This window comes from Bradyrhizobium sp. CCBAU 11386 (genome assembly GCF_028128955.1).
GTDB lineage: Bacteria > Pseudomonadota > Alphaproteobacteria > Rhizobiales > Xanthobacteraceae > Bradyrhizobium.
On sequence record NZ_LBKA01000005.1, the window covers coordinates 69,374 to 94,500 of the forward strand.

Genomic DNA, 25,127 nt, shown 5'->3' on the forward strand with positions numbered 1-25,127 from the left:
CCGACTGTCTTCAGGGAAATGTTGAGCGCCGGCTGGGCTGGCGCAAGAGAGAAGAGGACGAGGTGCATCAATGATTCAGATGCAGACCAACCTCGACGTGGCCGACAATTCTGGCGCACGCCGTGTCATGTGTATCAAGGTGCTCGGGGGCTCCAAGCGCCGCTACGCCACGATCGGCGACATCATCGTCGTCTCGATCAAGGAAGCGATTCCGCGTGGCAAGGTGAAGAAGGGCGACGTGATGAAGGCCGTCGTGGTGCGCGTCCGCAAGGACATCCGCCGCGCCGACGGTTCGGTCATCCGCTTCGACCGCAACGCCGCCGTGCTGATCAACAACCAGTCCGAGCCGGTCGGCACCCGTATCTTCGGGCCCGTGCCGCGCGAGCTGCGCGCCAAGAATCACATGAAGATCATTTCCCTCGCGCCGGAGGTGCTGTGATGGCTGCGAAGATCCGCAAGGGCGACAAGGTCGTCGTGCTGACCGGCCGAGACAAGGGTCGCACCGGCGAAGTGTTCGAGGTTCGCCCCGACGCCGGCACGGCGCTCGTGCGCGGCATCAACATGGTCAAGCGTCACCAGAAGCAGACGCAGGCCCAGGAGGGCGGCATCATCTCGAAAGAGGCGCCGATCCAACTGTCCAACATCGCGTATGTCGGCAAGGACGGAAAGCCGACCCGCGTCGGATTCAAGATTCTGGCGGACGGCAAGAAGGTCCGCATCGCCAAGAGCTCGGGAGCTGAGATCGATGGCTGAGGCCGCTTACACGCCGCGCCTGCGCGCGGAATACGATGCGAAGATCCGCACGGCGCTGACCGAGAAGTTCGGTTACGAGAACGTCATGCAGGTTCCGCGCCTGGACAAGGTCGTGCTGAACATGGGCGTTGGCGATTCCGTCAACGACCGCAAGAAGGCCGAGACCGCCGCTGCCGAGCTGACCCAGATCGCCGGCCAGAAGGCGATCGTGACCTATTCGCGCATCGCGATCGCGACCTTCAAGCTGCGTGAGAACCAGCCGATCGGCTGCAAGGTCACGCTGCGCAAGGCCCGCATGTACGAGTTCATCGACCGCCTGGTCACGGTCGCGCTGCCGCGCGTCCGCGACTTCCGCGGCCTGAACCCGAAGAGCTTCGACGGCCGCGGCAACTACTCGCTCGGCATCAAGGAGCACATCATTTTCCCCGAGATCGACTTCGACAAGGTCACGGAAGCCCGCGGTATGGACATCACCGTCTGCACCACGGCCAAGACCGACGAAGAGGCGAGGGCCTTGTTGACCGCTTTCAATTTCCCGTTCCGGCAGTGAGACGCTGACCTAAAGCCTCTCAAACGCGGATACCCAGGAGCCAAGCATGGCAAAGAAGAGTTCAATCGAGAAGAACAACCGGCGCAAGCGGATGGTGAAGAACGCCGCCCCGAAGCGCGAGCGGTTGAAGGCGATCATCGCCGACAAGACGCTGCCGATGGAGGAGCGGTTCGCCGCGACCCTGAAGCTCGCCGAGATGCCGCGCAATTCGTCGGCGACCCGCGTGCGTCTTCGCTGCGAGCTGTCGGGCCGTCCGCGCTCGAACTACCGCAAGAACAAGCTGTCCCGTATCGCGCTGCGCGAACTTGGCTCCAAGGGCATGGTCCCGGGCCTCGTGAAGTCGAGCTGGTAAGGAGGGTCGTTTAGATGTCTACGCACGATCCAATCAGCGATCTGATCACCCGCATCCGCAACGCGCAGATGCGCTCCAAGACCAAGGTCTCCACGCCGGGCTCGCGGATGCGCGAGAACGTGCTCGAGGTGCTCAAGAGCGAGGGCTACATCCGCGGTTACGCCACGGTCGAGCACTCCTCGGGCCGCAGCGAGATCGAGATCGAGCTGAAGTATTTCGACGGCGAGCCCGTCATCCGCGAGATCGAACGTGTTTCCAAGCCCGGGCGTCGTGTTTACGCCTCGGTGAAGAACCTGCCGCGGGTCAACAACGGGCTCGGCATTTCGGTGTTGTCGACGCCGAAGGGGATCATGGCCGACCACAGCGCGCGCGACGCGAATGTGGGCGGTGAAGTCCTCTTCACGGTGTTCTGAGAAGGATTTTTGATCCATGTCACGTGTTGGCAAAAGGCCTGTGGCGGTGCCGTCGGGTGTTACCGCGACCGTCGACGGGCAGACCGTCAAGATGAAGGGGCCGAAGGGCCAGCTTCAGTTCGTCGTCCATGACGACGTCGAGGTGAAGCTCGAGAGCGGCCAGATCAAGGTCAAGCCGCGGCTCGAGACCAACCGCGCGCGGGCGCTGTACGGTACCGCTCGCGCCCAGGTCGCGAATCTGGTCGAAGGCGTCACCAAGGGCTTCGAGAAGAAGCTCGAGATCACCGGCGTCGGCTACCGCGCCGCGATGCAGGGCAAGAACCTGCAGCTCGCGCTCGGCTACAGCCACGACGTGATCTACACGATCCCCGAGGGGATCACGATCACGGTGCCGAAGCCGACCGAAATCACGGTGACGGGCAGCGACATCCAGCGCGTCGGCCAGGTCGCCGCCGAAATCCGCTCATACCGCCCGCCGGAGCCCTACAAGGGCAAGGGTGTGAAGTATGTTGGCGAGTTCATCTTCCGCAAGGAAGGCAAGAAGAAGTAACGGAGCCGGTCATGTCGAAAGCCAAGGTTACGAATGCCCGGCGCAAGCGGAGTGTGCGGCTGAAGCTGCGCCGCTCCGGTGGTGGCCGTCCGCGCCTGTCGGTGTTCCGCTCGTCCAAGCACATCTACGCCCAGGTCATCGACGACCTGAAGGGCGAGACGCTGGCCTCTGCCTCCTCGCTCGAGAAGTCGATGCGCGACGGCGGCAAGACCGGCGCCGACATCGATGCGGCGAAGGCGGTCGGCAAGCTGCTGGCCGAGCGCGCCGCCGAGAAGGGCGTCAAGGAAGTCGTGTTCGATCGCGGCAGCTACCTCTATCACGGGCGCGTCAAGGCTCTTGCCGATGCGGCGCGTGAGAGCGGGCTGAGCTTCTAACAGAATTTGAGGATTGAGGCGCAAGCCTCAGAAGGATTGGAAAAATGGCAGAACGCGAACAACGTGGTGGACGCGATCAACGCGGCGGCGGACGCGACCGCAAGGAGCGCGAGGAGCGCGACAGCGAGTTCGTCGACAAGCTCGTCCACATCAACCGCGTGGCCAAGGTCGTCAAGGGCGGCAAGCGCTTCGGTTTCGCAGCGCTGGTCGTGATCGGCGACCAGAAGGGCCGCGCCGGCTTCGGTCACGGCAAGGCGCGCGAAGTGCCTGAGGCGATCCGCAAGGCAACCGAATCCGCCAAGCGCAACCTGACCCGCGTGTCGCTGCGCGAGGGCCGCACGCTGCATCACGACATCGCCGGCCGTCATGGCGCGGGCCGTGTCTACCTGCGTGCCGCTCCAGCCGGTACCGGCATCATCGCCGGCGGCCCGATGCGCGCCGTGTTCGAGACGCTCGGCGTCCAGGACGTGGTGGCGAAGTCGATCGGCTCGTCGAACCCGTACAACATGGTGCGCGCGACCTTCGACGCGCTGAAGCACCAGGATTCGCCGCGTTCGGTCGCAGCCCGCCGCAATATCAAGGTGTCCACCCTCCAGTCCCGCCGTATCGGCGGCGACGCCGAGGCGGCTGCCGATTAACGGAAGCTTTTCGGAGTAGACCAAGATGGCCAAGGCCGCAAAGACGATCAAGCTCGAGCAGACCGGCAGCGCGATCCGCCGCCATCACTCGCAGCGTTCGACGCTGATCGGGCTCAAGCTCAACAAGATCGGCCGCACCAGCGAACTGCCGGATACTCCGGCCGTGCGCGGCATGATCGAGAAGGTTCACCATCTCGTCCGCATCGTCGACGAGAAGTAAGCAGGGCGTATGATCCCGAAACTGGGTGCCGGTTTTCGGTGAAGATCATGCGCAAGACACAAGGAGAAGGGCGATGAAGCTCAGCGATATCGCCGACAACGCCGGCTCGCGCAAAAAGCGTATGCGCGTCGGCCGCGGCATCGGTTCGGGCAAGGGCAAGCAGTCCGGCCGCGGCGGCAAGGGCCAGACCGCGCGTTCGGGCGTGCGCATCAAGGGTTTCGAAGGCGGCCAGATGCCGATGCATCGCCGTCTGCCCAAGCGCGGCTTCAACAACATCTTCCGCGTCGAGTTCGCCGAGATCAATCTCGACCGGCTCCAGGAAGCGGTCGATGCCAAGAAGATCGACGCCGGCAGCGTCGTGAACGTCGAGGCCCTGGTGAAGGGCGGCGTGCTGCGCCGCGCCAAGGCCGGCCTGCGGCTGCTCGGCCGTGGCGAGCTCAAGTCCAAGCTCAACATCGAAGTGCACGGCGCCACCAAGACCGCGATTGCCGCGGTCGAGAAGGCCGGCGGCTCGGTGAAGATCCTCGCCCCTGCCAAGGAAGAAGGCGAGGCGGCGTAACAACTGCGTCATTGGCCCGCGGCTCGCGGGCCTTTACGCATGCGGGACGTGGACTTATCGAAGCCGAGCCCCAGATAATGTCCGGCGTCCGCTAAAAGTAGCCCGGCCGCGGGCATGACGGCGCAACAGGCGGCGGGAGAAAGTCCAAGATGGTCTCAGCAGCGGAACAACTGGCAGCCAACCTCAATTTCGGCGCCTTTGCCAAGGCCGACGAACTGAAGAAGCGCATCTGGTTCACCCTGGGTGCGCTGCTCGTTTATCGGCTCGGAACCTATATCCCGCTGCCCGGCATCGATCCCAACATCTGGGAGCAGGTGTTCCGCTCCCAGGCGGGCGGCATCCTCGGCATGTTCAACATGTTCGCCGGCGGCGGCATCCACCGCATGGCGATCTTCGCGCTGAACATCATGCCGTACATCTCGGCCTCGATCATCATCCAGCTCCTGACCACCGTCTCGCCGCAGCTCGAGGCGCTGAAGAAGGAAGGCGAGGCCGGCCGCAAGACGCTGAACCAGTACACCCGCTATCTGACGGTCATCCTGGCGGCGTTCCAGTCCTATGGCATCGCGGTGGGCCTAGAAGGCGCCGGCAACGTGGTCAGCGACCCCGGCATGTTCTTCCGCCTGTCCACGGCGATCACGCTGACCGGCGGCACCATGTTCCTGATGTGGCTGGGCGAGCAGATCACCTCGCGCGGCATCGGCAACGGCATCTCGCTGATCATTCTCGCCGGCATCGTCGCCGAGCTGCCCGCCGCGCTCGCCAACATGCTCGAGCTCGGCCGTCAGGGGGCGATGTCGACCGGCCTGATCCTGGTCGTCATCATCATGGCGGTCGCCGTGATCGCCTTCATCGTGTTCATGGAGCGGGCGCAGCGCCGGCTGCTGATCCAGTATCCGAAGCGCCAGGTCGGCAACAAGATGTTCGAGGGCCAGTCCTCGCATCTGCCGCTCAAGCTCAACACCTCGGGCGTGATCCCGCCGATCTTCGCGTCTTCGCTCTTGCTGCTGCCGACGACGGTTGCGAACTTCAATGCGGGCAGCGGGCCGGAATGGTTCCAGTGGATCACCACCCAGCTCGGGCATGGCCGTCCGCTGTTCCTGATCATGTATCTCGCGCTGATCGTGTTCTTCGCGTTCTTCTACACCGCGATCGTGTTCAACCCGACTGAGACCGCAGACAATCTGAAGAAGCACGGCGGCTTCATTCCGGGCATTCGCCCGGGCGAGCGCACTGCGGAATATATCGACTACGTGCTGTCGCGCGTCACTGTGCTCGGCGCGGTCTATCTGGCGATCGTCTGCTTGATCCCCGAGATCCTGATCTCCTACGCCTCGGTGCCGTTCTACTTCGGCGGCACCTCGCTGCTGATCGTCGTCAGCGTCACCATGGACACGGTGGCGCAGGTGCAGGGCTATCTGCTGGCGCATCAGTATGAGGGCCTGATCCGGAAGTCGAAGCTGCGGGGCCGCCGCCGCTAAGCGCGGCGTCCTCTGACGGCGGCGCGACTGCGCCGCCGATTCGCCCGCGCGAGAGCAGCGCGCGGCGCCCGCAGAGACGGCCAGCCAGCCATTCGATCGCATCGGCAGAGCTGCTCTCACCGCGACACAATCCCTGATTTCAAAGGCCTTCTTGGCGATCGGGTATTCGCTCCCCTATGATATGGGTGGCGGTGCGGCGCCGATTATGGTTTGCACTGTTCTTGATCTTCAAACACAGGTGCGCGACGTATCGCTCACCAATCCGGGGGGCGTACGCCGATGAGAATTATACTTCTGGGACCGCCGGGGTCGGGCAAGGGGACCCAGGCGCAGTTGCTGGTGCAGCGCTATGGTATCGTCCAGCTCTCGACCGGCGAGATGCTGCGCGCGGCCGTGGCGGCGGGAACGCCGGTCGGGCTGAAGGCCAAGGAGATCATGGCCAGCGGCGGCCTCGTGCCCGACGAGGTCGTGGTCGGAATCATCTCCGACCGGATCGACCAGCCGGACGCCAGGAACGGTTTCATCCTCGACGGTTTCCCGCGCACCGTGCCGCAGGCCGAGGCGCTGGACGAGCTCCTCAAGCACAAGCATCTCAAGCTCGACGCAGTGATCGAGCTCCGCGTCAACGAAAGCGCGCTGCTGAGTCGCGTCGAGACCCGCGTCGCCCAGATGCGGGAGCGCGGCGAGGAGGTTCGGCTCGACGACACCCCCGAGGTCCTGACCAAGCGGCTTGCCAGCTACCGCAGCCAGACGGAGCCCCTGATTCACTACTATTCCGAGCGGCGGAAGCTCTCGACCATCGATGGCATGATGGCCATCGACGAGGTCACCCGTGCGATTCACCGCCAGCTCCTGGCGCTCGGGGCAGTCGAGCCCAAGACGCATGGCAAGGGAACCGCCAGGGGACCTGCCAAGAGCGCGGCCAAGGCAGCGCCGGCCAAGAAGGGGGCGGCCAAGGCCAAAACAGCCAAAAAGTCGGCGAAAACGGCCAAAAAGCCCGCCAAATCCGCTAAAAAGGCGGCCAAGAAGGCCGCGAAGGGCGCCAAGAAGGCGGTCAAGAAGACCGCGAAGAAGACGGTAAAGAAGGCTGCCAAAAAGACCGCCAAGAAGGCTGTCAAAAAGGGTGCCAAAAAGGCCGCAAAAAAGGTCACGAAAAAGCGAGCTAAGCGCTAGCAGCGGTTGACGAAAGCCCCCGGAATCCCTTAATAAGCCCCGCATCCAAGTCGGATAGTTTCAGACGATGCCGGGCCCCAGGAAGACCGGGGGTGGGCGTCGTGTTCGCGTTTGTGAACACCTGCCCGAGAACACAAGCACTTAAAGCCTGGTCCTGACGAGGACCGGCAACAGGAGAGAAGGCCGTGGCCCGTATTGCCGGCGTGAACATTCCCACCAACAAGCGCGTGCTGATCGCGCTCCAGTACATCCATGGCATCGGTCAGAAGATCGCCGGTGAGATTCTGGAGAAGGTGAAGATCCCGGTGGATCGTCGCGTCAATCAGCTCAGCGACGCCGAAGTGCTCCAGATCCGCGAAGTCATCGACCGCGACTATCTCGTCGAGGGTGACCTGCGTCGTGAGGTCGGCATCAACATCAAGCGTCTGATGGACCTCGGCTGCTATCGCGGCCTGCGTCATCGTCGCGGTCTGCCGGTGCGCGGTCAGCGCACCCACACCAATGCGCGCACGCGCAAGGGCCCGGCCAAGGCCATCGCCGGCAAGAAGAAGTAATTCGCGCGAATAGGTGAGTAGCGAATAGCGAGTGGTCATCCATTCGCTATTCGCTACTCACCATTCGCTTTTTCACAGGTGTAGCCGCTGGCATTACGGCGGCGTTTGAGATCTCCAGGAAAGGTACTCAATGGGTAAGGAAGCCACCCGCGTTCGCCGTCGTGAACGCAAGAACATCGCCTCCGGCGTTGCGCACGTGAACTCGTCGTTCAACAACACGACCATCACCATCACCGACGCGCAGGGCAACACGATCGCCTGGTCTTCCGCCGGCACGATGGGCTTCAAGGGCTCGCGCAAGTCGACCCCGTACGCGGCGCAGGTTGCCGCCGAGGACGTGTCGAAGAAGGCGCAGGAGCACGGCATGCGCACGCTGGAAGTCGAAGTCGCCGGTCCCGGTTCGGGCCGCGAGTCGGCGCTCCGCGCGCTCCAGGCCGCAGGCTTCACCGTCACCTCGATCCGCGACGTGACCACGATCCCGCACAACGGTTGCCGTCCCCGCAAGCGTCGGCGCGTTTGATACGAAGTTGCGGGCGCATCGGCGTCCGTAATGACTTTTGCAAGAAGCCGCAGGTGCGACCTGCGGCCTTTCTCCAACGCCAGTGTCTGCAACGGCAGTTCGACTGGCCTGTATGGGTGAAACAGTGACGATCCAGAAAAATTGGCAAGAACTGATTCGGCCGAACAAGCTCCAGGTCACGCCCGGCAGCGATCCGGCCCGCTTCGCGACCATCGTCGCCGAGCCGCTCGAGCGCGGCTTTGGCCAGACCCTCGGCAACGCGCTGCGCCGCATCCTGCTCTCCTCGCTCCAGGGCGCGGCGGTGCAGTCGGTGCACATCGACGGCGTGCTGCACGAGTTCTCCTCGATCGCCGGCGTCCGTGAGGACGTCACCGACATCGTGCTGAACATCAAGGACATCTCGATCAAGATGCAGGGCGAAGGCCCCAAGCGCATGGTCGTGAAGAAGCAGGGCCCGGGCGTCGTCACCGCCGGCGACATCCAGACCGTCGGCGACGTCGTCGTGCTCAACCCGGATCTCCAGATCTGCACCCTCGACGAGGGCGCCGAGATCCGCATGGAGTTCACCGTCGCGACCGGCAAGGGCTACGTGCCCGCCGAGCGCAACCGTCCCGAGGACGCGCCGATCGGCCTGATCCCGGTCGACAGCCTGTACTCGCCGGTCCGCAAGGTCTCCTACAAGGTCGAGAACACCCGCGAGGGCCAGATCCTCGACTACGACAAGCTGACCATGACGATCGAGACCAACGGCGCGATCTCGCCGGATGACTCGGTGGCTTACGCCGCCCGCATCCTCCAGGATCAGCTCAACGTGTTCGTCAACTTCGAAGAGCCGCGCAAGGAAGTCGCCCAGGAGATCATCCCGGACCTCGCCTTCAACCCGGCCTTCCTCAAGAAGGTGGACGAGCTCGAGCTGTCGGTGCGTTCGGCCAACTGCCTGAAGAACGACAACATCGTCTACATCGGCGACCTCGTGCAGAAGAGCGAAGCGGAAATGCTCCGCACCCCGAACTTCGGCCGCAAGTCGCTGAACGAGATCAAGGAAGTGCTGGCCCAGATGGGTCTGCATCTCGGCATGGAAGTGCCGGGCTGGCCGCCGGAGAACATCGACGAGCTCGCCAAGCGCTTCGAGGATCACTACTAAGTCAGGCGAATAGGGAGTGGCGAATAGCGAATGACAACTCGCTACTCGCCATTCGCTACTCACCTTCAAGGGCGAACGCGGGCAGCCCACCTGAGCAACATGTCCGACGAACCGTCGCGGCAGTTTCAAACTAAGGAATAGTCACATGCGTCACGGCAAGGTTCATCGGAAGCTCAACCGCACGGCCGAGCACCGCAGGGCGATGTTCGCCAACATGGCGGCCGCACTGATCAAGCACGAGCAGATCGTCACCACGCTGCCCAAGGCCAAGGAGCTCCGTCCGATCGTCGAGAAGCTCGTGACCCTCGGCAAGAAGGGCGGGCTGGCCATGCGCCGTCAGGCCATCTCCGAGATGCGCGACAAGGATCAGGTCAAGAAGCTCTTCGACGTGCTCGCGACCCGCTACAAGGATCGCCAGGGCGGCTATACCCGCATCATCAAGGCTGGCTTCCGCTACGGCGACAACGCCGCGATGGCCGTGATCGAGTTCGTCGATCGCGACGTCGATGCCAAGGGCCAGGATTCCGGTCCGGTGCAGGAGAAGGAAGCCGAGGCGGCGTAAGCCGTTTCAGCAGCCACGGAATTGAAAGCGGCGCCCTCGGGCGCCGCTTTTGTTTTGGGACTGGCGAAGATCGGCGAGACTATTCTTCCTTGATCCCCGCCCTTTGCGCGATCTCCTTCATCTCGGCGGTCTCCTTGCCGACGGCTCCTGCCCAATCGCTGTAGCGCATGAAGCCTGGTTCGAATCCGACCTTGGTGAAGCGCTCGATGACGGAAGGGCTGTTGATGATCTCCTCCAGCGTCGCCGACAGCTTGTCGCGAACGGCCGGCGGCAGCCCCTTGGGCGCGACCACCGCGCCCCAGGACGCGAAGTCGATGTTGCCATAGCCGAGTTCGGCAAGCGTCGGCACGTCGGGCAGGTAGGGCGTGCGCTTGCCCGAGAACACCGCGAGCACCTTGACGGTGCCGGCCTCGATCTGCGGCTTCACGGCGATCACGGTGTCGACGTGGTACTGGATGTGCTTGCCGATGAGGTCGTTCATCGCCGGTGCACTGCCCTTGTAGGGCAGGTGGACCATCTTGACCCCGGCACTCGATTTGAACAGCTCGCCGGCGAAATGCGAGACGGTCGCGACGCCGAATGATGCGAGCGACAGCTTGTCGGGATTGGCCTTCGCTTCGGCGACCAGCGAAGCCACGTCGTTGACCGGATTGTCCTTGTAGGTGACCAGCGCCAGCGTGATCTTGCCGACCTGGCCGACCGGCTCGAAATCCTTGGCCGCGTCGTAAGGCACGCTTTCCTTCACGGCTGCCGGCAGCGTGAAGCTCGAGTTTGAGCTGAAGAACAGGGTGTATCCGTCAGGCGCCGAGCGCGCGACTTCCTTGGCCGCGATGGTGGTGCCGCCCCCGGGACGGTTCATGATGATCACGGGCTTGCCGAGCCGCGTCTCCAGTTCGCCGCCGATAATGCGCGCGACCACGTCGGAGGCGCCGCCCGGCGGGAAGGGGACGATCAATTGCAACGATTTTTCCGGATAGACCGTTTGAGCCGGCGCGAGCGAATTGCCGCCCATCAAGCCGACCAGCCCGAGAATAATCGTGAGAGCCGTACGCTTCATCGCATAGTTCTTCCGTGTTCACATGAGACGCCGCAGCTGCTTAGCAATAATCGTTCCAGCCGCGGTTCAGGCAGGGTGTCTACGTTGTCGCAGGAAAAGTGCTCGGCGTCTCACTGATTGGTGAGCGCCGATTGCGGCCCGATCTGCCGCGCCCGATATCCCCATCATCGCTCTGATGGAGATATTACATGAACATCGACCTTTCCGGAAAAACTGCACTGGTGACCGGCTCGACCGCCGGCATCGGCCACGCCATTGCCAAGGGCCTTGCCGCCTCGGGCGCGAGCGTCGTGATCAACGGGCGCGGCCAGGACAAGGTCGATGCCGCCGCGCGCAAGCTGGAAGCAGCGGGTGGCAAGGTGCGCGGCATCGCGGCCGACGTGTCGACCGCTTCGGGCTGCAAGGCGCTTGTGGCGGCACTGCCCGAGGTCGACATCCTCGTCAACAATGCCGGCATCTTCGAGCCGAAGGACTTTTTCGAGATCCCCGACGAGGACTGGAGCCGCTTCTTCGAGGTCAACGTCATGAGCGGCGTGCGGCTGTCGCGCGCGTATCTGAAGGGCATGCTCAAGCGCAACTGGGGCCGCATCGTCTTCATCTCCTCGGAATCCGGCCTCAACATTCCCGTCGAGATGATTCACTACGGCATGAGCAAGACCGCCCAGCTCTCGGTCGCGCGCGGTCTGGCGCAGCTCACCCGCGGCACCGGCGTCACCGTCAATTCCGTGCTGCCGGGCCCGACCATGTCGGAGGGTGTCGAGACCTTCGTGAAAGATCTCGCGAAACAAAACGGTCAGTCGGTGGATGAAGCCGCAGCCAATTTCGTCAAGCAGCATCGCCCGAGTTCGCTGATCCAGCGCTTCGCCAGCGTCGACGAGATCGCCAACATGGTGGTCTATGTTGCGTCGAAGGAGGCGTCCGCGACCAACGGCGCGGCGTTGCGCGCGGAAGGCGGCATCGTCAACACGATTGCCTGAGGCTACGCACATGCCGGCCTATGTGATCTCCGAGGTCGAGGTGCGCGACAGGAGCGCGATGGGGGCCTATCGCGCGCTTGCGGCGCAGACCATCGCGCAATACGGCGGCCGCTACCTCGCGCGCGGCGGCGCCGCCGCGGTGGTGGAGGGCGGTCCGCCGCCCAAGACCATCATCATCGTCGAGTTTCCGTCGATCGCGCGTGCGCGCGAATGGTACGCGTCGGCGGAATATGCCGAGGCGTTGAAGCTGCGGCAGACGGCGCTGGAGCGGCGGCTGATGTTTGTCGAGGGCATCGCTCCAGAAGGGCAACTGCCGTAGGGTGAGCAAAGCGAAGCGTGCCCACCACCTTTCTGCGCCCTTTGCGTGATGGTGGGCACGGCGCAAGTGCGCCTTTGCCCACCCTACGCAGCGGCGCTGTGCTCGCCTACCACCCCTCCAGCACGATCTTGCCGCGTGACTTGCCGCTCTCGAGCAGTGCGTGCGCGCGCTTGAGGTTGGCTGCGTTGATCGTGCCGAAGGTCTGGTCGAGCGTGGTGCGGAGCACGCCCTTGTCGATGAGGTCGGCGACGTCATCGAGCAAATGATGCTGCGCGATCATGTCAGCCGTCTGGAACGAGGAGCGCGTGAACATCGATTCCCAATGCACCGAGATCGCCTTGCCCTTGAACGCGCTCACAGCGAACTCCGGCGGGTCGTCGATCAGGCCGAACTTGCCCTGCGGCGCCATGAACTCGGCGATGCTCTTGTAGTGCTGATCGGTGAAGGTGAGGCTCGCCACCAGCGCGACCGGCGGCAGCTTGAGCTTCTCGATCTGCTCCTTCATCGGCTTGCCATGGTCGATCACCGCATGTGCGCCGAGATCGAGGCACCATTTCTGCGATTCCGGCCGCGTCGCGGTCGCGAGCACCGTCAGCCCGGTGAGGCGGCGGGCAAGCTGGATCAGGATCGAGCCGACGCCGCCGGCGCCGCCCGTGATCAGCAGCGTGCGCGGATCGACGCTCTTGCCCGGCACCGCGCCGAGACGATCGAACAGCAATTCCCACGCAGTGATGGAGGTGAGGGGGAGGGCGGCCGCTTGCGCAAACGAGAGCGACTTCGGCTTGTTGCCGACGATGCGCTCGTCGACCAGGTGGAATTCGGCGTTGGTGCCCTGGCGCAGGATCGAGCCGGCGTAAAACACCTCGTCGCCCGGCTTGAACAGCGTGACGTCAGAACCCACGGCATCGACCACGCCGGCCGCGTCATAGCCCAAGATCTTCGTCTCGCCCTCGGGCGGAGCGGCGCGCTTGCGCACCTTGTAATCGACCGGATTAGCCGAGATCGCCTTCACGGCGACGCGGATGTCGCGTCCCTTGGGCTCGGGTTTTGCGGTCTCGAAATCGAACAGCGCGTCCTGATCCTCGATCGGAAGCGACTTCTTGTAGCCGACGGCCTTCATGGCTTGTCTCCATCAGATGGCGCGCAGCTTGTGATGTGCGCCCGGCCTGCTAACTGTCCCGCTGGCCCCGGTTTGGCAAGTACTGTAAATTCGGGGATATAGTCCCCGTTTGGATACTATTGGGAAAACACGCATGAAACGGCGCAATTTTGCCCGCCGCCCTGGCTGCTCGGTCGAGGCGACGCTGGACCTGATCGACGGCAAGTGGAAGGGCGTGATCCTCTACCACCTCCAGAGCGGCACCCAGCGCTTCGGCGAGTTGCGCCGTCTGGTGCCCGCCATCACCCAGCGCATGCTGACCAAGCAGCTTCGCGCGCTGGAGGAGGACGGGCTCGTCATCCGCAAGGTCTATGCGGAGGTGCCGCCGCGGGTGGAGTATTGCCTCTCCGAGCTCGGCGAGAGCCTCAGGCCGGTGATCGACATATTGAAGGCCTGGGGCGAGAGCCATCAGCAGCGGCTCTCCTGCGCGCCGCCGCCGGTGGTGGTGAAGAAGCCGAAGCGCGCGGCGTAGTGAGAGGTTGGCCGCCAAGCTCTCGGTGTCGTCCCGGCGAAAGCCGGGACCCATAACCACAGAGGCAAGTTGTGACGCGAGCCGGCAACTCCGAGCCTTCGCCAAACTACTCCCTGTGGCTATGGGTCCCGGGTTCGCGCATTCGCGCGCCCCGGGACGACGAGTTCAGAACGCGAACTGCGTGCGCATCGCGACGGCGTCGAATTTCGAGCCGACATCGGCGGTCGAGACCGGCGAGGCCTGCCGCGACACCGTGCCATGCAGATAGTCGAGCATGAAGCGGACGTTGCCGTTGACGTACCAGTTGAGCGCCAGCGTGTAGACGGTCTGCCGGCCGCCGGCGATGCCGTTGGCGGTCGCGAGCTGGTCGTTGAGGTCGATCGTCGAGAAGCGTCCCGCGATTTCCCAGGCGCCCCAGCCGCCGCCGTCGAGCGAGAACGAATGCGCCGGCTTGACGCCGTTATAGGCCGCGTTCGCCGCATTGTAGGTCCGCCCCTCGCCGGTCAGCACGTAGCCGGCCTGCGCATAGCCGCCCTGGAATTTCAGGCTCGGTGCGCCGACCAGTGGCACGCCGGTGTTGGCGGTGCGGTCGATGTTGTACCAGAAGTACTCGCCCTGAACGATGAACGGCCCATAGGTCGCCGCCGCTTCGACGCTGTAGACCTGCGCGCCCGAGGCATTGGCGATCGCGCCGGTCGAGATCAGCGTGGTCGGATCGAGACGCAACTCAGGGCGATCGCTCAGCGTGACCGTCTGCGTATTGGCGATGAGATTGCGCGGCGGCTGGATCAGCCACTGCGCGTCGGCGCCGATATGCACCGAGTAGTCCTTGCCGCTGATCGGATTTCCGGCAACGCGCGCCACTGCGCCATATTGCTCGCTCGTGCCCGCCGGCGCCGCGCTCGAGGCGGAATGGATCGCCCCCGTCGACGGTCCCGTGACATAGCCGCCGATCCAGAGCTGGTCGTTGTACCAGCGCGTGCCGGCCGCCGAGCGGAAGTCGCCGGCAGCGATATTGGTCGCGATGATGCCCGCCGAGGCGCGCTCCATGAACATGATGTCGTTGGAGCTCGTGGCCTCGTCCATGGTGTAGGGCAGGTCCATGATGCCGGCCTCGATCGCCATCCGTCCGCCGAACGGCTTCAGGCCGGTGTAGCTGAGATAGGCGTTCTCGACGCCGGAGACGCCGCCGCCGGGCAGCGATCCCGGAGCTGCGCCGCCAAATCCATCGGAGGTGCCGCCGAAGTCGTAGATCAGCGCGAAATTCCAGTCGTTGAAGAATTTGCCGGCAAGGCCGATGCGCGCGCGGCGGACGTTCTCGCCGCTGTCGAGCTTCTGCGGCACGGTGGACGCGGTGTTGGGACGATAATCATAGCCGCCGACATCGTAGTGCACGCGGCCGGTGATGCCGACGCAGTTCGCCCCATCGGCAGTACAGATGGTCGGCCGGTTGTTCGGCATCGTCACGACGACGCCCGACGCCGGCGCGGGCCCCTTGAGCGGGATCGCAGCGTTGGCATTGGCCACGACCGCTTTCGCTTCCGAGCGCGCTTCGGCTTTGGCTTCGGCCTTCGCCTCGGCCTTGGCTTTCGCCGTGGCCGCCGTGTTCGCCGCGGTCTGGCTCTGGAGCTTGTCGAGCTTCTGCTCCAGCATCTTCAGCTGCTGCTTCAGCAGCGCGATCTCCTGCTCGCTGCTGCTTGCCGATTGGGCCTGGGCCTGCGCGGCCGCGAGCGCACCGGCCAGACCAATCGCCGTGGCTGCAATTCTTGTCCTGCTCACGTCACACCTCCATCGTTTGACGAACTTCCCCAAGTCGCAGGCGGAGAGCCTAGGAACGATCGATGACTGTCCCGCGACGGCGCGCCCCGGCTGCGCGGTTCCCACTGATGCAAATTCGCCGCAACCGAATCCGCCTTGCATCACCATGCAAGATGACGCGCATCATGCCAATCCACGGCGCCACGCAAATTGCCATTTCGACCGCGGGGCGTGTATGCGGCAGGCGGCGGAAGGGGGTGAATATTGCCGTCCCGCGCCCTTCTATTGGGGGGCGAACGCGCCTATATTCCGGCGTCTTTTCCAAGAGGTAGGAATGTTTCGATCGACCTGGACCGCCGTCGTCACGGCATTGTGCATAGCCTTTTCGGCCCACTTCAATCCGGCTGCGGCGCAGGACCGTCGGGTCCCGACGTCGCCGGCCGAACTGCGGCTGTCCTATGCGCCGATCGTACAGCGGGTGCAGCCGGCCGTCGTCAACGTCTATGCCGCCAAGGTGGTGCAGAACCGCAATCCGCTGCTCGACGACCCGGTCTTCCGCCGCTTCTTCGGCGTGCCCGGCCAGCAGCCCGAGCAGATGCAGCGCTCGCTCGGCTCAGGCGTCATCGTCGATACGTCGGGCCTCGTCGTCACCAACGTCCACGTCATCGAGGGCGCGGACCAGGTCAAGGTGTCGCTGTCGGACAAGCGCGAGTTCGAGGCCGAGATTCTGCTGAAGGATTCCCGCACCGATCTCGCCGTACTGCGCCTGAAGGACAGCAAGGAGAAATTCCCGACGCTCGACTTCACCAACTCGGACGAGTTGCTGGTCGGCGACGTCGTGCTCGCGATCGGCAATCCCTTCGGCGTCGGCCAGACCGTGACCCACGGCATCATCTCGGCGCTGGCGCGCACGCAGGTCGGCATCACCGACTATCAGTTCTTCATCCAGACCGATGCGGCGATCAATCCCGGCAATTCCGGCGGTGCGCTGGTCGACATGAGTGGCAAGCTTGCCGGCATCAACACCGCGATCTATTCGCGCTCCGGCGGCTCGCAGGGCATCGGCTTTGCGATCCCCGCCAACATGGTGCGCGTCGTCGTCGCCTCCGCCAAGAGCGGCGGCAAGGCGGTGAAGCGTCCCTGGCTCGGCGCCAAATTGCAGACGGTGACGCCCGAGATCGCCGAAAGCCTCGGCTTGCGTTCGCCGACCGGTGCCTTGGTCGCGAGCGTGGTCTCGAACGGCCCCGCAGCGAAGGCCGGCCTGAAATCCTCCGATCTCATCACCGGGATCGACGGCCAGACCGTGGATGACCCCAATGCCTTCGACTACCGCTTCGCGACGCGTCCGCTCGGCGGCACCGCGCAGATCGACGTGCAGCGCGGCGGCAAGCCGGTCAAGCTGACGGTGGCGCTGGAGACCGCGCCCGACGCCGGCCGCAACGAGCTCGTCGTCACCACGCGTTCGCCGTTCCAGGGCGCGAAGGTCTCGACCATCACGCCGGCGGTCGCCGACGAGCTGCATCTGGATGCCGACACCGAAGGCGTCGTGATTACCGATCTCGGCGGCGACAGCGCGGCCGCTCAGGTCGGCTTCCAGAAGGGCGACATCATCCTCGCGGTCAACAACCAGAAGATCGGCAAGACCGGCGACCTCGAGAAGGCCGCGGGCGAGCGCCCGCGGATCTGGCGCATCACGCTGGTGCGCGGCGGTCAGCAGATCAACGTTACGCTGGGCGGATGAGTCCGAAGCGACCACAGGAGACGCCAACTCTCTTTGCCGCGGCGGGGCTCGATCACGAGGCTCCGCATCCGCTGCCGGACCGGCTGCGCCCGCGCGCGTTGTCGGAGGTCGTCGGCCAGGATCACATCCTCGGCCCCGACGGTGCGCTGACGCGCATGCTGGAGACGCGCACGCTCGGCTCGCTGGTGTTCTGGGGCCCGCCCGGCACCGGCAAGACCACGGTCGCGCGGCTGCTGGCGGATGCGACCGACCTGCATTTCGAGCAGATCTCCGCGGTGTTCTCCGGCGTGGCCGACCTCAAGAAGGCGTTCGATGCCGCGCGTGCCCGCCGCGAGATGGGCAAGGGCACGCTTCTGTTCGTCGACGAGGTACACCGCTTCAACCGCGCCCAGCAGGACTCGTTTCTTCCTGTCATGGAAGACGGCACGGTGGTCATGGTCGGCGCCACCACCGAAAACCCGTCCTTCGAGCTCAACGCGGCGCTTCTGTCGCGTGCGCGTGTGCTGGTGTTTCGCTCGCTCGATGCGGCCGCGATCGAAAAGCTGTTTGCGCATGCCGAGGAGGTCGAGGGCCGCAAGCTGCCGCTCGATGCGGAAGCACGCGCGGTGCTGGTGCGCATGGCCGACGGCGATGGAAGGGCATCGCTGACGCTCGCCGAAGAGGTTTGGCGTTCGGCGCGGGCTGACGAGATCTTCAATGCCGCGCAGTTGCAGGATATCCTGCAACGCCGCGCGCCGATCTACGACAAGTCGGCCGACGGTCATTACAACCTGATCTCGGCGCTGCATAAGTCGGTGCGCGGCTCCGATCCCGACGCCGCGCTGTATTATCTCGCGCGCATGCTCGATGCCGGCGAGGACCCGCTGTTTCTGGCCCGCCGCGTCGTGCGCATGGCGGTCGAGGACATCGGCCTTGCCGATCCGCAGGCGCTCGTCATCGCCAATGCCGCCAAGGACGCCTTCGACTTCCTCGGCCATCCCGAAGGCGAGCTCGCCATCGCGCAAGCGGTGGTCTATCTCGCCACTGCGCCGAAATCGAACGCAGTCTACGCCGCCTTCGGTGCCGCCATGCAGACCGCAAAGCAGGCCGGCTCGCTGCTGCCGCCAAAGCACATCCTCAATTCCCCGACCAAGCTGATGAAGTCGGAAGGCTACGGCGCAGCTTACGAATACGACCACGACGCCCCCGACGCCTTCTCCGGCCAGGATTATTTCCCGGAAGCCCTGGGCCGCCAGACCTTCTACGACCCGCCCGAGCGCGGTTTCGAGCGGGAGATCAGGAAGCGGCTGGATTACTGGGCCAAGCTGCGGAAAGAGCGGAGCGGCTCGCGCTAGAAACGGCCATTTCGCCGTGACGGGAGCCGGCTTTTAGGGTACGCAGGCAACCATGAGCCGTCGCATCAAGAGAATGAACCCAAAGCCCCGTTCGCGTGACGAGCGCGATGACGCACGTCCGTTCAAGGCGCGCGGCGCCAAGAAGGCGGGGCCGCGGCCTGGCGCCAAGCCGGGTGCAAAGCCGCCGCGTTTTGCGGCCGAGCGTGCCGAGCGGCGCCCGCCCAAGGCAGCGCTGGAACGGGCAGCGCTGGAAAAGCCTGCACCCGCCAAGCCCGTCGAGGCGCTGCTGCCGACCAAGGTGCAGACCGTCACCGTGACGGCCGACGAGAACAACATGCGCGTCGATCGCTTCCTCGAGGCGCGCTTTCCCGGCCTGTCGTTCTCCCACATCCAGCGCGTCGTCCGCAAAGGCGAGCTGCGCGTCGACGGCAAGCGCGTCGACAGCAAGGACCGGCTGGAGGAGGGGCAGAGCGTCCGCATCCCGCCGCTGAAGCTCGACGCGCCGAAGGTCGTCGGCGAGCTCTCGGAGGCGGCGCAGAAGACGCTCAAGGCGCTGAAGGAGATGACGATCTACGAGGACGACGACGTCCTCGTCCTGAACAAGCCGGCCGGACTTGCCGTGCAGGGCGGCTCGGGCATGACGCGGCACATCGACCAGATGCTGGAGGTGATGCGCGATGCCAAGGGCCAGAAGCCGCGCCTCGTGCACCGCATCGACAGGGAGACGTCGGGTTGCCTGTTGATCGCCAAGACGCGCTTTGCCGCCTCGCATCTGACCGGCGCGTTCCGCTCGCGGTCGGCGCGAAAGGTCTATTGGGCGCTGGTGCCGGGGCTGCCGAAGCCGAAGCAGGGCCGCATCTCGACCTTCCTTGCCAAGGAGGAGAGCGAGGACGACACCATCATGCGCATCGCTCAGCACGGCGATGAGGGCGCCAGCCACGCGGTGACCTACTATGCCGTGGTCGAGACCGCCGGCAACAAGCTGACCTGGGTGTCGCTGAAACCGGTGACGGGCCGCACCCATCAGCTCCGCGCGCATATGGAGCATATCGGTCATCCCATCGTCGGCGATCCCAAATATTTCAACATCGAGAATTGGCAGCTGCCGGGCGGGCTGCAAAACCGGCTGCATCTGCTCGCGCGCCGCATCGTCATTCCGCATCCGCGCGGCGGCGTGATCGACGCAACCGCCCCGCTGCCGCCGCACATGCAGCAGTCGTGGAATCTGCTCGGGCTCGATGCAAGCCGGTTTGATCCGATCGAGAACGCGCCGGAGGAATAGTCAGGCTGAATGGGGCGGGCGATGTCCGCTCATTCTCAGGTGTCATCGCCCGCGAAGGCGGGCGATCCAGTATTCCAGAGACCGCAGTGATTGAGCCGAGAGGCCGCAGCGTACTGGATGCCCCGCTTTCGCGGAGCATGACGGCGGCGATTGTGGTTGCGACCGACAACCCCACACCCCCTCAATTCCGGAACTGCTCCAGAAACATGCGCAAGCTGTCGTGCGGGGTCTCGACATCCGTGATCAGCCATCCATCCGGCCCGTTGACCAGGATGAAGTTCAGCGTCACCCGGCGGCCGTGATTGTCGAAATTCGCCGCGACATAGGTCTTGTCGTATTGCCTCCGCACGACCGCGATCGCGACCGGGCCGAGCTTCCAGCTCGGGCTCTGCACCAGGAAATCATAGGGCTCGGCCCTCGGCGTGCTCCAGGCCTTGCGCAGCGGGAAATCGAAGAATTGCCGGGCGGTGGCGCCATCCCGCGGCAGGCCTTTTGACAGCTCCGGCGCGCCCTGGCCGTAATGGGCATAGACGTTGCGGACCAGCGATTCCGGGCTACGAAAGCCGGCCTCCGCCGCGGCCAGCCCAAAGCCGGCGACCAGGGCCACAATACCCGCAAGTTCCCTCATGCCTGCCGCTCGCTTTATCGGGCGCCGGTCTTGTCGTACAAGCCTACCACTGAGCGAGTAGGGCCGAAAACTGACATGCGCGAATTGTTCGACGAGGTTGCGGGCAGGACCCCGCTCGATCCACGCGAGGCGGCCCGCCAGTCCGCGCGCACGCCGCAGCGCAAGCGCTTCTACAAGGAGGCCGGCGTCGCCGAGGCCGAAGGCGGCTTCGCCATCACGCTCGACGGCAAGCCGATCCGCACGCCGTCCGGCCGCCAGGTCGTGATCCCCTCGCGCGCGCTGGCCGATGCGGTCGCCGCCGAATGGGCGGCCCAGGGCGAGACGATCGATCCCGTGACCATGCCGCTGACGCGGATCGCCAACAGCGTGGTTGAAGGCGTGGTCGATCGCGTCGGGCTCGTCAGGGACGACCTTGCAAAATATTTCGAGGCCGACCTGCTGTTCTATCGCGCCGGCCATCCCGAGGCGCTCGTGGCCCGCGAGGCCAGGCATTGGGACCCCGTGCTGTTCTGGGCCGCGGAGACGCTGGGGGCGCATTTCATCCTGTCCGAGGGCGTCATGCATGTGAAGCAGCCGGACGAGGCCATTCGGGCCGCCCGCGCAGCCCTGCCCGGGGATGCCTGGTCGGTCGCGGCACTCCATGTGGTGACGACCCTGACCGGCTCGGCGCTGCTGGCGCTGGCCCTGGCCCATGGCGTGCGCGAGGCCGATCAGGTCTGGGCCGCCGCCCATGTCGATGAGGACTGGAACGCCGACCATTGGGGCGTGGACGAGGTGGCCGCGGCACGCCGGGCCGCCCGCGCGCGGGATTTCAACGCTGCCGTCGCAGTTCTGGCGGCGGTCAAGCCGTCCGCGGCCGAAGGTCCTTAACGAGAGGTTTACGACGCCGGCGTTAGGGTGGCCCGTGCTCCTGGGCCCCTGAGATGGCGACGCCGATCAGTTCCATTACTCCCGTCAGTGCTGCCAGCCCCGTGGCTGATGCGGCGACGCCCGATCTCGTGCTCCAGGCCGGCAGCGTCGTCGACGCCAGAGTCGTCAGCGTGCTCGCCGACAATCTGGTGCGGATCGCGATCGCAAATCTCTCCCTCGACGTGATGTCGGAAGTCGCGCTGTCGCCGGGACAAAATCTCCAGCTTGCGGTGTCGCAGAACGACGGCACCATCCGCCTTGCCGTCATGGGCGGCGCAGGCGAGGCGGCCGCCGATCAGATCACGCTGACGCCGGCCGCGGCTTCGCTGGTCGACAGCCCGTCGCTCGCGCCGTCCGCGAACGCGGCGCGCAACACCTTGACGGCATCGGAGCAGGTCGCGGTGACAATGGCTTCGGCCGAGGCCGCGAGCAAGCAGGGCAGCCAGGCGCCGCTGTTCGCCAATCTGGCCTCCGTCGTGACCGGAAGCGATCTGCCGGCGGGATTGAAGCAGGCGGTGCTCGACGTGCTGGCGCAGCAGACGCCGCTCAATACTCAGCTCGACGGCGCCGACATCGAATCCGCCTTCCAGAAGTCAGGGCTGTTTCTCGAGGCCTCATTGGCCGCGGGCGCGCCGCCCTCGCCAGGCGCCGTGCCGGACCTGAAGGCGGCGCTGCTGGTGCTGCGCCAGACGCTGGCCGCGACCTCAGGCGCGCTCGAGACCGGCGTACCGCAAGCACCGGCGCAAGGCAACGCGCCGCCTACAAGCGTCACGACCACGCCGCAGACCGCAGCGTCCGCACTTCAGGCGGCGGGCGAGGCCGCGCAGGCGGCATTGCCGTCGCCCGACGTGGAGATCGTCCAGCCGACGCAAATGCCGCGCGGCACTGCGCTCGCAGCCGCCGTGCTGGCAGACATGGCGGGCGCAACGCCGCAGGCGGCGGGCCCGCGAACCATGTCCGCTGGCCTTGCCGCGAGCCTCTTGCAGGAGGTCACGCAAAACCTGCCGCGCATGATCGGCAATTTGCCGGGCTCGAACAAGGCCGTGCCCGATGGCCACATCTTCGAGGCCGCCGCGCGCACGACGCCACCGCCATTCCGCGGCGCGCTGCCGTCGCCGCAGTCCATCGCCTCGCCATCGCTCGCGCCGGATACGCCGCTGGCGGCGACCGTGCACCGTCTGCTCGACGACACCAATGCCGCGATCGCGCGGCAGACCTTGCTCCAGGTCGCCTCGCTCCCCGATCGCACCGATGCCTCCGGGCACCGCGTCGATCCGGCCGTGCCGCAGTGGAATTTCGAGATTCCCTTTGCGACACCGCAGGGGACCGCCATGGCGCAGTTCGAGATCTCGCGCGACGGCGGCAACGAATCCGCCGATCCTGCCAAACGCGCCTGGCGTGCACGCTTCACGCTCAACCTCGAGCCGGCCGGCCCCGTGCACGCGCTGATCACGCTGAACGGCGACAAGACCTTCGTGCGGATGTGGGCGGAGCGGCCGGCGACCGCGCAGCAGCTTCGCGCCGGGATCGATGAGCTCAGCCAGGCGATGACCAGGGCCGAGCTCAAGCCCGGCGACATCGTGGTGCGCGACGGCACGCCGCCGCAACCGGCACCGGCCCGCGCCGGCCACTTCCTGGATCGCGCCACATGAGTGATCCATCCAGGCTCGCGATCGCGCTGCATTACGAGAAGGGCTCTGGCGCGCCGGTCGTCGTCGCCAAGGGCAAGGGCACGATCGGCGAAAAGATCGTCGAGATCGCCAAGGCCAACGACATCCCGATCGAGGAGAATGAAATCCTGGCCGGAGCGCTGTCCAAGGTCGAGCTTGGCGAGGAGATCCCGCCCGATCTCTACAAAGCCGTCGCCGAAGTGCTGGTGTTCGTGCTGCGGCTGTCGGGCCGGGCGCGCTGACGCACTGTCATCGTTTCACCATGATAGCGGTTGCATGGTCGCCGCCAACTCCATCGCTCAACGGACACTGCACGTGATCACTCGCCGTTCCACCCTCGGCCTACTCGCCGCAACCGCGATCCTGCCGTCGCGCGCGCTCGCCCATGTCGCGCCGCCGCGCAACGAGATCCGCGACAGCCTGGCAAAACGCTTCGCCGATCTCGGCACATCAGGCACCTTTGTCGGCTACAAGGTCGAGGACTATCTGATCGTCGCCAGCGACAAGGAGCGCTCGGGCGAGGGCAAGCTGCCCGCCTCGACCTTCAAGATCCCGAACTCGCTGATCGCGCTGGAAACCGGCGTGGTCACAGATCCCGACAAGGACGTTTTCCCTTGGGACGGCGTGAAGCGGCCGATCGAGGCGTGGAACAAGGATCACACGCTGCGCAGTGCCATCGCGGTCAGTGCGGTACCGGTCTATCAGGAGATCGCGCGCCGCATCGGGCCGGAGCGCATGCAGAAGTACGTCGATCTGTTCGACTATGGAAATCGCGACATCGGCGGCGGCATCGACCAGTTCTGGCTCACAGGCGCTTTGCGCATCGATCCGGTCGAGCAGATCGATTTCGTCGACCGGCTGCGCCGCCGTGCGCTGCCGATTTCCAAGCGCAGCCAGGATCTCGTCGCTGACATCCTGCCGGTGACCAAGGTCGGCGATAGCGTCATCCGCGCCAAGTCCGGCCTCCTGGGCGCCGAGCGCGGCGAGCCGTCGCTGGGCTGGATGGTCGGCTGGGTCGAGAAGGGCGAGGCGCACACCGTGTTCGCGCTCAACATGGACTGCACCGAGCCGCGCCTCGTCGGCGAGCGCATGCCGCTGACGCAAGCCTGCCTTGCCGAGATCGGCGCGGTCTAGCTGGCGCGCACGAACCCGCTCGACTAGCATCCTTCCGACCAAACAAGAAAAAAGGTCGGGAGGACAACAATGAACTCAGCGCCACTCTGGCTGTCGTCGCTTGCGCTTGCCGCAGCCGGCGGCTGGCTCGCCGCCACGATATTTGCGGCCCCCGCCACCAGCAAGGAGCCGCGCTTTCCGCAGCTCACCATGGACCAGCTCGACGCCAAGCAGAAGCCGCTCGGCGAGCAGATCATGAAGGTGTCGAGCGTCGGCATCGGCGGGCCCTACAATCCGATGATCCGCAGCCCCGTGCTCGGCCAGCGCCTGTTCGACCTGTTCTACTATCTGCGCTGGGAGACCTCGGTCCCGACAAAACTCAACGAGTTCGCGATCCTGATCATCGGGCGGCAGTGGCGTTCGCAGGTCGAGTGGTTTGCCCACGCGCCGCTCGCGGCGAAAGCGGGATTGTCACCCGACATCATCGCCGAGCTGAAAGCCAACAAGCGGCCGTCGAAGATGGCCGAGGACGAGGCTGTGGTCTACGATTTCGTCACCGAGATCACCGCGACCAAGAAGGTCACCGACGAGACTTACGCGCGCGCGAAGAAGGTGTTCAACGACCAGCAGATCGTCGACCTCACCGCGGTCGCCGGCAACTATGTGATGGTCGCGATGCTGCTGGCCATGGCCGAGGAGACGGTGCCGCCGGACAAGCAGGAGCCATTCAAGCCGGGAGAGCCGTAAGGTTCGTCATTGCGAGGAGCTCGCGACAAAAATGCGATACCGTAGGGTGGGCAAAGGCGCGTAGTGCCGTGCCCACCATCTCTCCATACGGTGATCCGTAGTTGGTGGGCACGCTTCG

General features: G+C 65.2%; 31 protein-coding genes. 27 read left to right on the forward strand and 4 right to left on the reverse strand.

Features of this window, described 5'->3' with window-relative positions; all coding sequences use genetic code 11:
- The first annotated feature begins 70 nt into the window (after positions 1 to 70).
- The 16 genes from rplN to rplQ all read left to right on the forward strand — a co-directional run bounded on the left by rplN (position 71) and on the right by rplQ (position 9,843).
- The gene (gene rplN / locus XI09_RS02385; RefSeq protein WP_007603030.1) at positions 71 to 439 is read left to right on the forward strand and encodes a 50S ribosomal protein L14; all 369 of its coding nucleotides are present in this window, start codon (positions 71 to 73) and stop codon (positions 437 to 439) included.
- The gene (gene rplX / locus XI09_RS02390; RefSeq protein WP_011088142.1) at positions 439 to 753 is read left to right on the forward strand and encodes a 50S ribosomal protein L24; all 315 of its coding nucleotides are present in this window, start codon (positions 439 to 441) and stop codon (positions 751 to 753) included. Before rplN ends, rplX begins: the two co-directional genes overlap by 1 nt.
- Positions 746 to 1,303, forward strand: a complete 558-nt coding sequence (gene rplE / locus XI09_RS02395; RefSeq protein WP_018647250.1) for a 50S ribosomal protein L5 — start codon at positions 746 to 748, stop codon at positions 1,301 to 1,303. The genes rplX and rplE overlap by 8 nt, the downstream gene beginning before the upstream one ends.
- Positions 1,304 to 1,349: 46 nt before the next feature.
- Positions 1,350 to 1,655 (forward strand): 30S ribosomal protein S14, encoded by a 306-nt coding sequence (gene rpsN / locus XI09_RS02400; protein ID WP_011088140.1) that lies wholly within the window; start codon positions 1,350 to 1,352, stop codon positions 1,653 to 1,655.
- 14 nt (positions 1,656 to 1,669) lie between these two features.
- Positions 1,670 to 2,068, forward strand: a complete 399-nt coding sequence (rpsH, locus tag XI09_RS02405; protein ID WP_011088139.1) for a 30S ribosomal protein S8 — start codon at positions 1,670 to 1,672, stop codon at positions 2,066 to 2,068.
- Between the two features lie 16 nt (positions 2,069 to 2,084).
- Complete coding sequence (rplF, locus tag XI09_RS02410) at positions 2,085 to 2,618, forward strand: 50S ribosomal protein L6 (protein WP_011088138.1); 534 nt, start codon at positions 2,085 to 2,087, stop codon at positions 2,616 to 2,618.
- 11 nt (positions 2,619 to 2,629) lie between these two features.
- A complete protein-coding gene (gene rplR / locus XI09_RS02415) occupies positions 2,630 to 2,992 on the forward strand; it encodes a 50S ribosomal protein L18 (RefSeq protein WP_007603036.1) in 363 nt (120 codons plus the stop codon).
- Positions 2,993 to 3,036: 44 nt separating this feature from the next.
- A complete protein-coding gene (rpsE, locus tag XI09_RS02420) occupies positions 3,037 to 3,630 on the forward strand; it encodes a 30S ribosomal protein S5 (protein ID WP_027549202.1) in 594 nt (197 codons plus the stop codon).
- Positions 3,631 to 3,655: 25 nt separating this feature from the next.
- Positions 3,656 to 3,850, forward strand: coding sequence for a 50S ribosomal protein L30 (gene rpmD / locus XI09_RS02425; protein WP_011088137.1), 195 nt, complete (start codon positions 3,656 to 3,658; stop codon positions 3,848 to 3,850).
- A gap of 73 nt (positions 3,851 to 3,923) precedes the next feature.
- Positions 3,924 to 4,409 (forward strand): 50S ribosomal protein L15, encoded by a 486-nt coding sequence (gene rplO, locus XI09_RS02430; RefSeq protein WP_018322273.1) that lies wholly within the window; start codon positions 3,924 to 3,926, stop codon positions 4,407 to 4,409.
- A gap of 149 nt (positions 4,410 to 4,558) precedes the next feature.
- Positions 4,559 to 5,890 carry a preprotein translocase subunit SecY gene (gene secY / locus XI09_RS02435; RefSeq protein WP_271565517.1) on the forward strand — a complete coding sequence of 444 codons (1,332 nt, stop codon included), beginning with the start codon at positions 4,559 to 4,561 and terminating at the stop codon, positions 5,888 to 5,890.
- Between the two features lie 279 nt (positions 5,891 to 6,169).
- Entirely contained in the window at positions 6,170 to 7,063 is an 894-nt protein-coding gene (locus XI09_RS02440) for an adenylate kinase (protein WP_271565518.1), read from the forward strand.
- Between the two features lie 185 nt (positions 7,064 to 7,248).
- On the forward strand, positions 7,249 to 7,617 hold the full coding sequence (rpsM, locus tag XI09_RS02445; protein WP_008549231.1) for a 30S ribosomal protein S13: 369 nt from the start codon (positions 7,249 to 7,251) through the stop codon (positions 7,615 to 7,617).
- 130 nt (positions 7,618 to 7,747) lie between these two features.
- On the forward strand, positions 7,748 to 8,137 hold the full coding sequence (gene rpsK, locus XI09_RS02450) for a 30S ribosomal protein S11 (protein ID WP_007603045.1): 390 nt from the start codon (positions 7,748 to 7,750) through the stop codon (positions 8,135 to 8,137).
- 112 nt (positions 8,138 to 8,249) lie between these two features.
- A complete protein-coding gene (locus tag XI09_RS02455; RefSeq protein WP_011088132.1) occupies positions 8,250 to 9,281 on the forward strand; it encodes a DNA-directed RNA polymerase subunit alpha in 1,032 nt (343 codons plus the stop codon).
- A 145-nt stretch (positions 9,282 to 9,426) separates the two neighbouring features.
- The gene (gene rplQ, locus XI09_RS02460) at positions 9,427 to 9,843 is read left to right on the forward strand and encodes a 50S ribosomal protein L17 (protein ID WP_011088131.1); all 417 of its coding nucleotides are present in this window, start codon (positions 9,427 to 9,429) and stop codon (positions 9,841 to 9,843) included.
- 79 nt (positions 9,844 to 9,922) lie between these two features.
- On the opposite strand, the gene XI09_RS02465 is transcribed toward rplQ, so the two are convergent.
- Positions 9,923 to 10,900 (reverse strand): Bug family tripartite tricarboxylate transporter substrate binding protein, encoded by a 978-nt coding sequence (locus XI09_RS02465; protein ID WP_271565519.1) that lies wholly within the window; start codon positions 10,898 to 10,900, stop codon positions 9,923 to 9,925.
- A gap of 188 nt (positions 10,901 to 11,088) precedes the next feature.
- On the opposite strand from XI09_RS02465, the gene XI09_RS02470 reads away from it, so the two are divergent.
- Positions 11,089 to 11,877 carry an SDR family NAD(P)-dependent oxidoreductase gene (locus tag XI09_RS02470; RefSeq protein ID WP_271565520.1) on the forward strand — a complete coding sequence of 263 codons (789 nt, stop codon included), beginning with the start codon at positions 11,089 to 11,091 and terminating at the stop codon, positions 11,875 to 11,877.
- A gap of 10 nt (positions 11,878 to 11,887) precedes the next feature.
- Positions 11,888 to 12,196: a DUF1330 domain-containing protein gene (locus XI09_RS02475; RefSeq protein WP_271565521.1), complete on the forward strand. Its 309-nt coding sequence runs from the start codon at positions 11,888 to 11,890 to the stop codon at positions 12,194 to 12,196.
- A gap of 106 nt (positions 12,197 to 12,302) precedes the next feature.
- Here the strand turns inward: XI09_RS02475 and XI09_RS02480 are convergent, their stop codons facing one another.
- Positions 12,303 to 13,316 carry a zinc-binding alcohol dehydrogenase family protein gene (locus XI09_RS02480; protein WP_271565522.1) on the reverse strand — a complete coding sequence of 338 codons (1,014 nt, stop codon included), beginning with the start codon at positions 13,314 to 13,316 and terminating at the stop codon, positions 12,303 to 12,305.
- Positions 13,317 to 13,449: 133 nt separating this feature from the next.
- Between XI09_RS02480 and XI09_RS02485 the strand changes: the two genes are divergently transcribed.
- On the forward strand, positions 13,450 to 13,827 hold the full coding sequence (locus XI09_RS02485; protein WP_271565523.1) for a winged helix-turn-helix transcriptional regulator: 378 nt from the start codon (positions 13,450 to 13,452) through the stop codon (positions 13,825 to 13,827).
- Between the two features lie 165 nt (positions 13,828 to 13,992).
- On the opposite strand, the gene XI09_RS02490 is transcribed toward XI09_RS02485, so the two are convergent.
- On the reverse strand, positions 13,993 to 15,606 hold the full coding sequence (locus tag XI09_RS02490; RefSeq protein ID WP_271565524.1) for an OprO/OprP family phosphate-selective porin: 1,614 nt from the start codon (positions 15,604 to 15,606) through the stop codon (positions 13,993 to 13,995).
- A gap of 313 nt (positions 15,607 to 15,919) precedes the next feature.
- Here XI09_RS02490 and XI09_RS02495 point away from each other — a divergent pair, with 313 nt between their 5' ends.
- From XI09_RS02495 to XI09_RS02505, 3 genes are read left to right on the forward strand one after another with little or no spacing between them, the layout of a single operon-like run.
- Positions 15,920 to 17,326 carry a DegQ family serine endoprotease gene (locus XI09_RS02495; RefSeq protein ID WP_271565525.1) on the forward strand — a complete coding sequence of 469 codons (1,407 nt, stop codon included), beginning with the start codon at positions 15,920 to 15,922 and terminating at the stop codon, positions 17,324 to 17,326.
- On the forward strand, positions 17,323 to 18,660 hold the full coding sequence (locus XI09_RS02500) for a replication-associated recombination protein A (RefSeq protein ID WP_271565526.1): 1,338 nt from the start codon (positions 17,323 to 17,325) through the stop codon (positions 18,658 to 18,660). Before XI09_RS02495 ends, XI09_RS02500 begins: the two co-directional genes overlap by 4 nt.
- Before the next feature lie 52 nt (positions 18,661 to 18,712).
- Positions 18,713 to 19,942: an RluA family pseudouridine synthase gene (locus tag XI09_RS02505; protein WP_271565527.1), complete on the forward strand. Its 1,230-nt coding sequence runs from the start codon at positions 18,713 to 18,715 to the stop codon at positions 19,940 to 19,942.
- Between the two features lie 181 nt (positions 19,943 to 20,123).
- On the opposite strand, the gene XI09_RS02510 is transcribed toward XI09_RS02505, so the two are convergent.
- The gene (locus tag XI09_RS02510; protein ID WP_271565528.1) at positions 20,124 to 20,570 is read right to left on the reverse strand and encodes a hypothetical protein; all 447 of its coding nucleotides are present in this window, start codon (positions 20,568 to 20,570) and stop codon (positions 20,124 to 20,126) included.
- A gap of 75 nt (positions 20,571 to 20,645) precedes the next feature.
- Between XI09_RS02510 and XI09_RS02515 the strand changes: the two genes are divergently transcribed.
- The 5 genes from XI09_RS02515 (at position 20,646) to XI09_RS02535 (ending at position 25,009) form a co-directional block, all read left to right on the forward strand.
- On the forward strand, positions 20,646 to 21,440 hold the full coding sequence (locus XI09_RS02515; RefSeq protein WP_271565529.1) for an ATP12 family chaperone protein: 795 nt from the start codon (positions 20,646 to 20,648) through the stop codon (positions 21,438 to 21,440).
- A 53-nt stretch (positions 21,441 to 21,493) separates the two neighbouring features.
- Positions 21,494 to 23,131, forward strand: a complete 1,638-nt coding sequence (gene fliK / locus XI09_RS02520) for a flagellar hook-length control protein FliK (RefSeq protein ID WP_271565530.1) — start codon at positions 21,494 to 21,496, stop codon at positions 23,129 to 23,131.
- Positions 23,128 to 23,391, forward strand: a complete 264-nt coding sequence (locus tag XI09_RS02525; protein ID WP_271565531.1) for an EscU/YscU/HrcU family type III secretion system export apparatus switch protein — start codon at positions 23,128 to 23,130, stop codon at positions 23,389 to 23,391. Before fliK ends, XI09_RS02525 begins: the two co-directional genes overlap by 4 nt.
- Before the next feature lie 34 nt (positions 23,392 to 23,425).
- A complete protein-coding gene (gene blaOXA, locus XI09_RS02530; RefSeq protein WP_442869513.1) occupies positions 23,426 to 24,283 on the forward strand; it encodes a class D beta-lactamase in 858 nt (285 codons plus the stop codon).
- Between the two features lie 69 nt (positions 24,284 to 24,352).
- The gene (locus XI09_RS02535; protein ID WP_271565533.1) at positions 24,353 to 25,009 is read left to right on the forward strand and encodes a carboxymuconolactone decarboxylase family protein; all 657 of its coding nucleotides are present in this window, start codon (positions 24,353 to 24,355) and stop codon (positions 25,007 to 25,009) included.
- Positions 25,010 to 25,127 lie beyond the last annotated feature (118 nt).

What these genes read in the sequence shown, in the direction of transcription:
- XI09_RS02455 (WP_011088132.1), top strand. Translation starts at nt 8,250, where the DNA reads ATGGGTGAAACAGTGACGATCCAGAAAAATTGGCAAGAACTGATTCGG.
- rplX (WP_011088142.1), top strand. Translation starts at nt 439, where the DNA reads ATGGCTGCGAAGATCCGCAAGGGCGACAAGGTCGTCGTGCTGACCGGC.
- XI09_RS02525 (WP_271565531.1), top strand. Translation starts at nt 23,128, where the DNA reads ATGAGTGATCCATCCAGGCTCGCGATCGCGCTGCATTACGAGAAGGGC.
- XI09_RS02505 (WP_271565527.1), top strand. Translation starts at nt 18,713, where the DNA reads ATGAGCCGTCGCATCAAGAGAATGAACCCAAAGCCCCGTTCGCGTGAC.
- XI09_RS02480 (WP_271565522.1), bottom strand. Translation starts at nt 13,316, where the DNA reads ATGAAGGCCGTCGGCTACAAGAAGTCGCTTCCGATCGAGGATCAGGAC.
- XI09_RS02510 (WP_271565528.1), bottom strand. Translation starts at nt 20,570, where the DNA reads ATGAGGGAACTTGCGGGTATTGTGGCCCTGGTCGCCGGCTTTGGGCTG.
- rpsH (WP_011088139.1), top strand. Translation starts at nt 1,670, where the DNA reads ATGTCTACGCACGATCCAATCAGCGATCTGATCACCCGCATCCGCAAC.
- rpsE (WP_027549202.1), top strand. Translation starts at nt 3,037, where the DNA reads ATGGCAGAACGCGAACAACGTGGTGGACGCGATCAACGCGGCGGCGGA.
- XI09_RS02500 (WP_271565526.1), top strand. Translation starts at nt 17,323, where the DNA reads ATGAGTCCGAAGCGACCACAGGAGACGCCAACTCTCTTTGCCGCGGCG.
- rplN (WP_007603030.1), top strand. Translation starts at nt 71, where the DNA reads ATGATTCAGATGCAGACCAACCTCGACGTGGCCGACAATTCTGGCGCA.
- XI09_RS02440 (WP_271565518.1), top strand. Translation starts at nt 6,170, where the DNA reads ATGAGAATTATACTTCTGGGACCGCCGGGGTCGGGCAAGGGGACCCAG.
- rplQ (WP_011088131.1), top strand. Translation starts at nt 9,427, where the DNA reads ATGCGTCACGGCAAGGTTCATCGGAAGCTCAACCGCACGGCCGAGCAC.
- XI09_RS02465 (WP_271565519.1), bottom strand. Translation starts at nt 10,900, where the DNA reads ATGAAGCGTACGGCTCTCACGATTATTCTCGGGCTGGTCGGCTTGATG.
- XI09_RS02475 (WP_271565521.1), top strand. Translation starts at nt 11,888, where the DNA reads ATGCCGGCCTATGTGATCTCCGAGGTCGAGGTGCGCGACAGGAGCGCG.
- blaOXA (WP_442869513.1), top strand. Translation starts at nt 23,426, where the DNA reads ATGGTCGCCGCCAACTCCATCGCTCAACGGACACTGCACGTGATCACT.
- rplR (WP_007603036.1), top strand. Translation starts at nt 2,630, where the DNA reads ATGTCGAAAGCCAAGGTTACGAATGCCCGGCGCAAGCGGAGTGTGCGG.
- rplE (WP_018647250.1), top strand. Translation starts at nt 746, where the DNA reads ATGGCTGAGGCCGCTTACACGCCGCGCCTGCGCGCGGAATACGATGCG.
- rplO (WP_018322273.1), top strand. Translation starts at nt 3,924, where the DNA reads ATGAAGCTCAGCGATATCGCCGACAACGCCGGCTCGCGCAAAAAGCGT.
- rplF (WP_011088138.1), top strand. Translation starts at nt 2,085, where the DNA reads ATGTCACGTGTTGGCAAAAGGCCTGTGGCGGTGCCGTCGGGTGTTACC.
- rpmD (WP_011088137.1), top strand. Translation starts at nt 3,656, where the DNA reads ATGGCCAAGGCCGCAAAGACGATCAAGCTCGAGCAGACCGGCAGCGCG.
- fliK (WP_271565530.1), top strand. Translation starts at nt 21,494, where the DNA reads ATGGCGACGCCGATCAGTTCCATTACTCCCGTCAGTGCTGCCAGCCCC.
- XI09_RS02485 (WP_271565523.1), top strand. Translation starts at nt 13,450, where the DNA reads ATGAAACGGCGCAATTTTGCCCGCCGCCCTGGCTGCTCGGTCGAGGCG.
- XI09_RS02515 (WP_271565529.1), top strand. Translation starts at nt 20,646, where the DNA reads ATGCGCGAATTGTTCGACGAGGTTGCGGGCAGGACCCCGCTCGATCCA.
- XI09_RS02495 (WP_271565525.1), top strand. Translation starts at nt 15,920, where the DNA reads ATGTTTCGATCGACCTGGACCGCCGTCGTCACGGCATTGTGCATAGCC.
- rpsK (WP_007603045.1), top strand. Translation starts at nt 7,748, where the DNA reads ATGGGTAAGGAAGCCACCCGCGTTCGCCGTCGTGAACGCAAGAACATC.
- XI09_RS02470 (WP_271565520.1), top strand. Translation starts at nt 11,089, where the DNA reads ATGAACATCGACCTTTCCGGAAAAACTGCACTGGTGACCGGCTCGACC.
- secY (WP_271565517.1), top strand. Translation starts at nt 4,559, where the DNA reads ATGGTCTCAGCAGCGGAACAACTGGCAGCCAACCTCAATTTCGGCGCC.
- rpsN (WP_011088140.1), top strand. Translation starts at nt 1,350, where the DNA reads ATGGCAAAGAAGAGTTCAATCGAGAAGAACAACCGGCGCAAGCGGATG.
- XI09_RS02535 (WP_271565533.1), top strand. Translation starts at nt 24,353, where the DNA reads ATGAACTCAGCGCCACTCTGGCTGTCGTCGCTTGCGCTTGCCGCAGCC.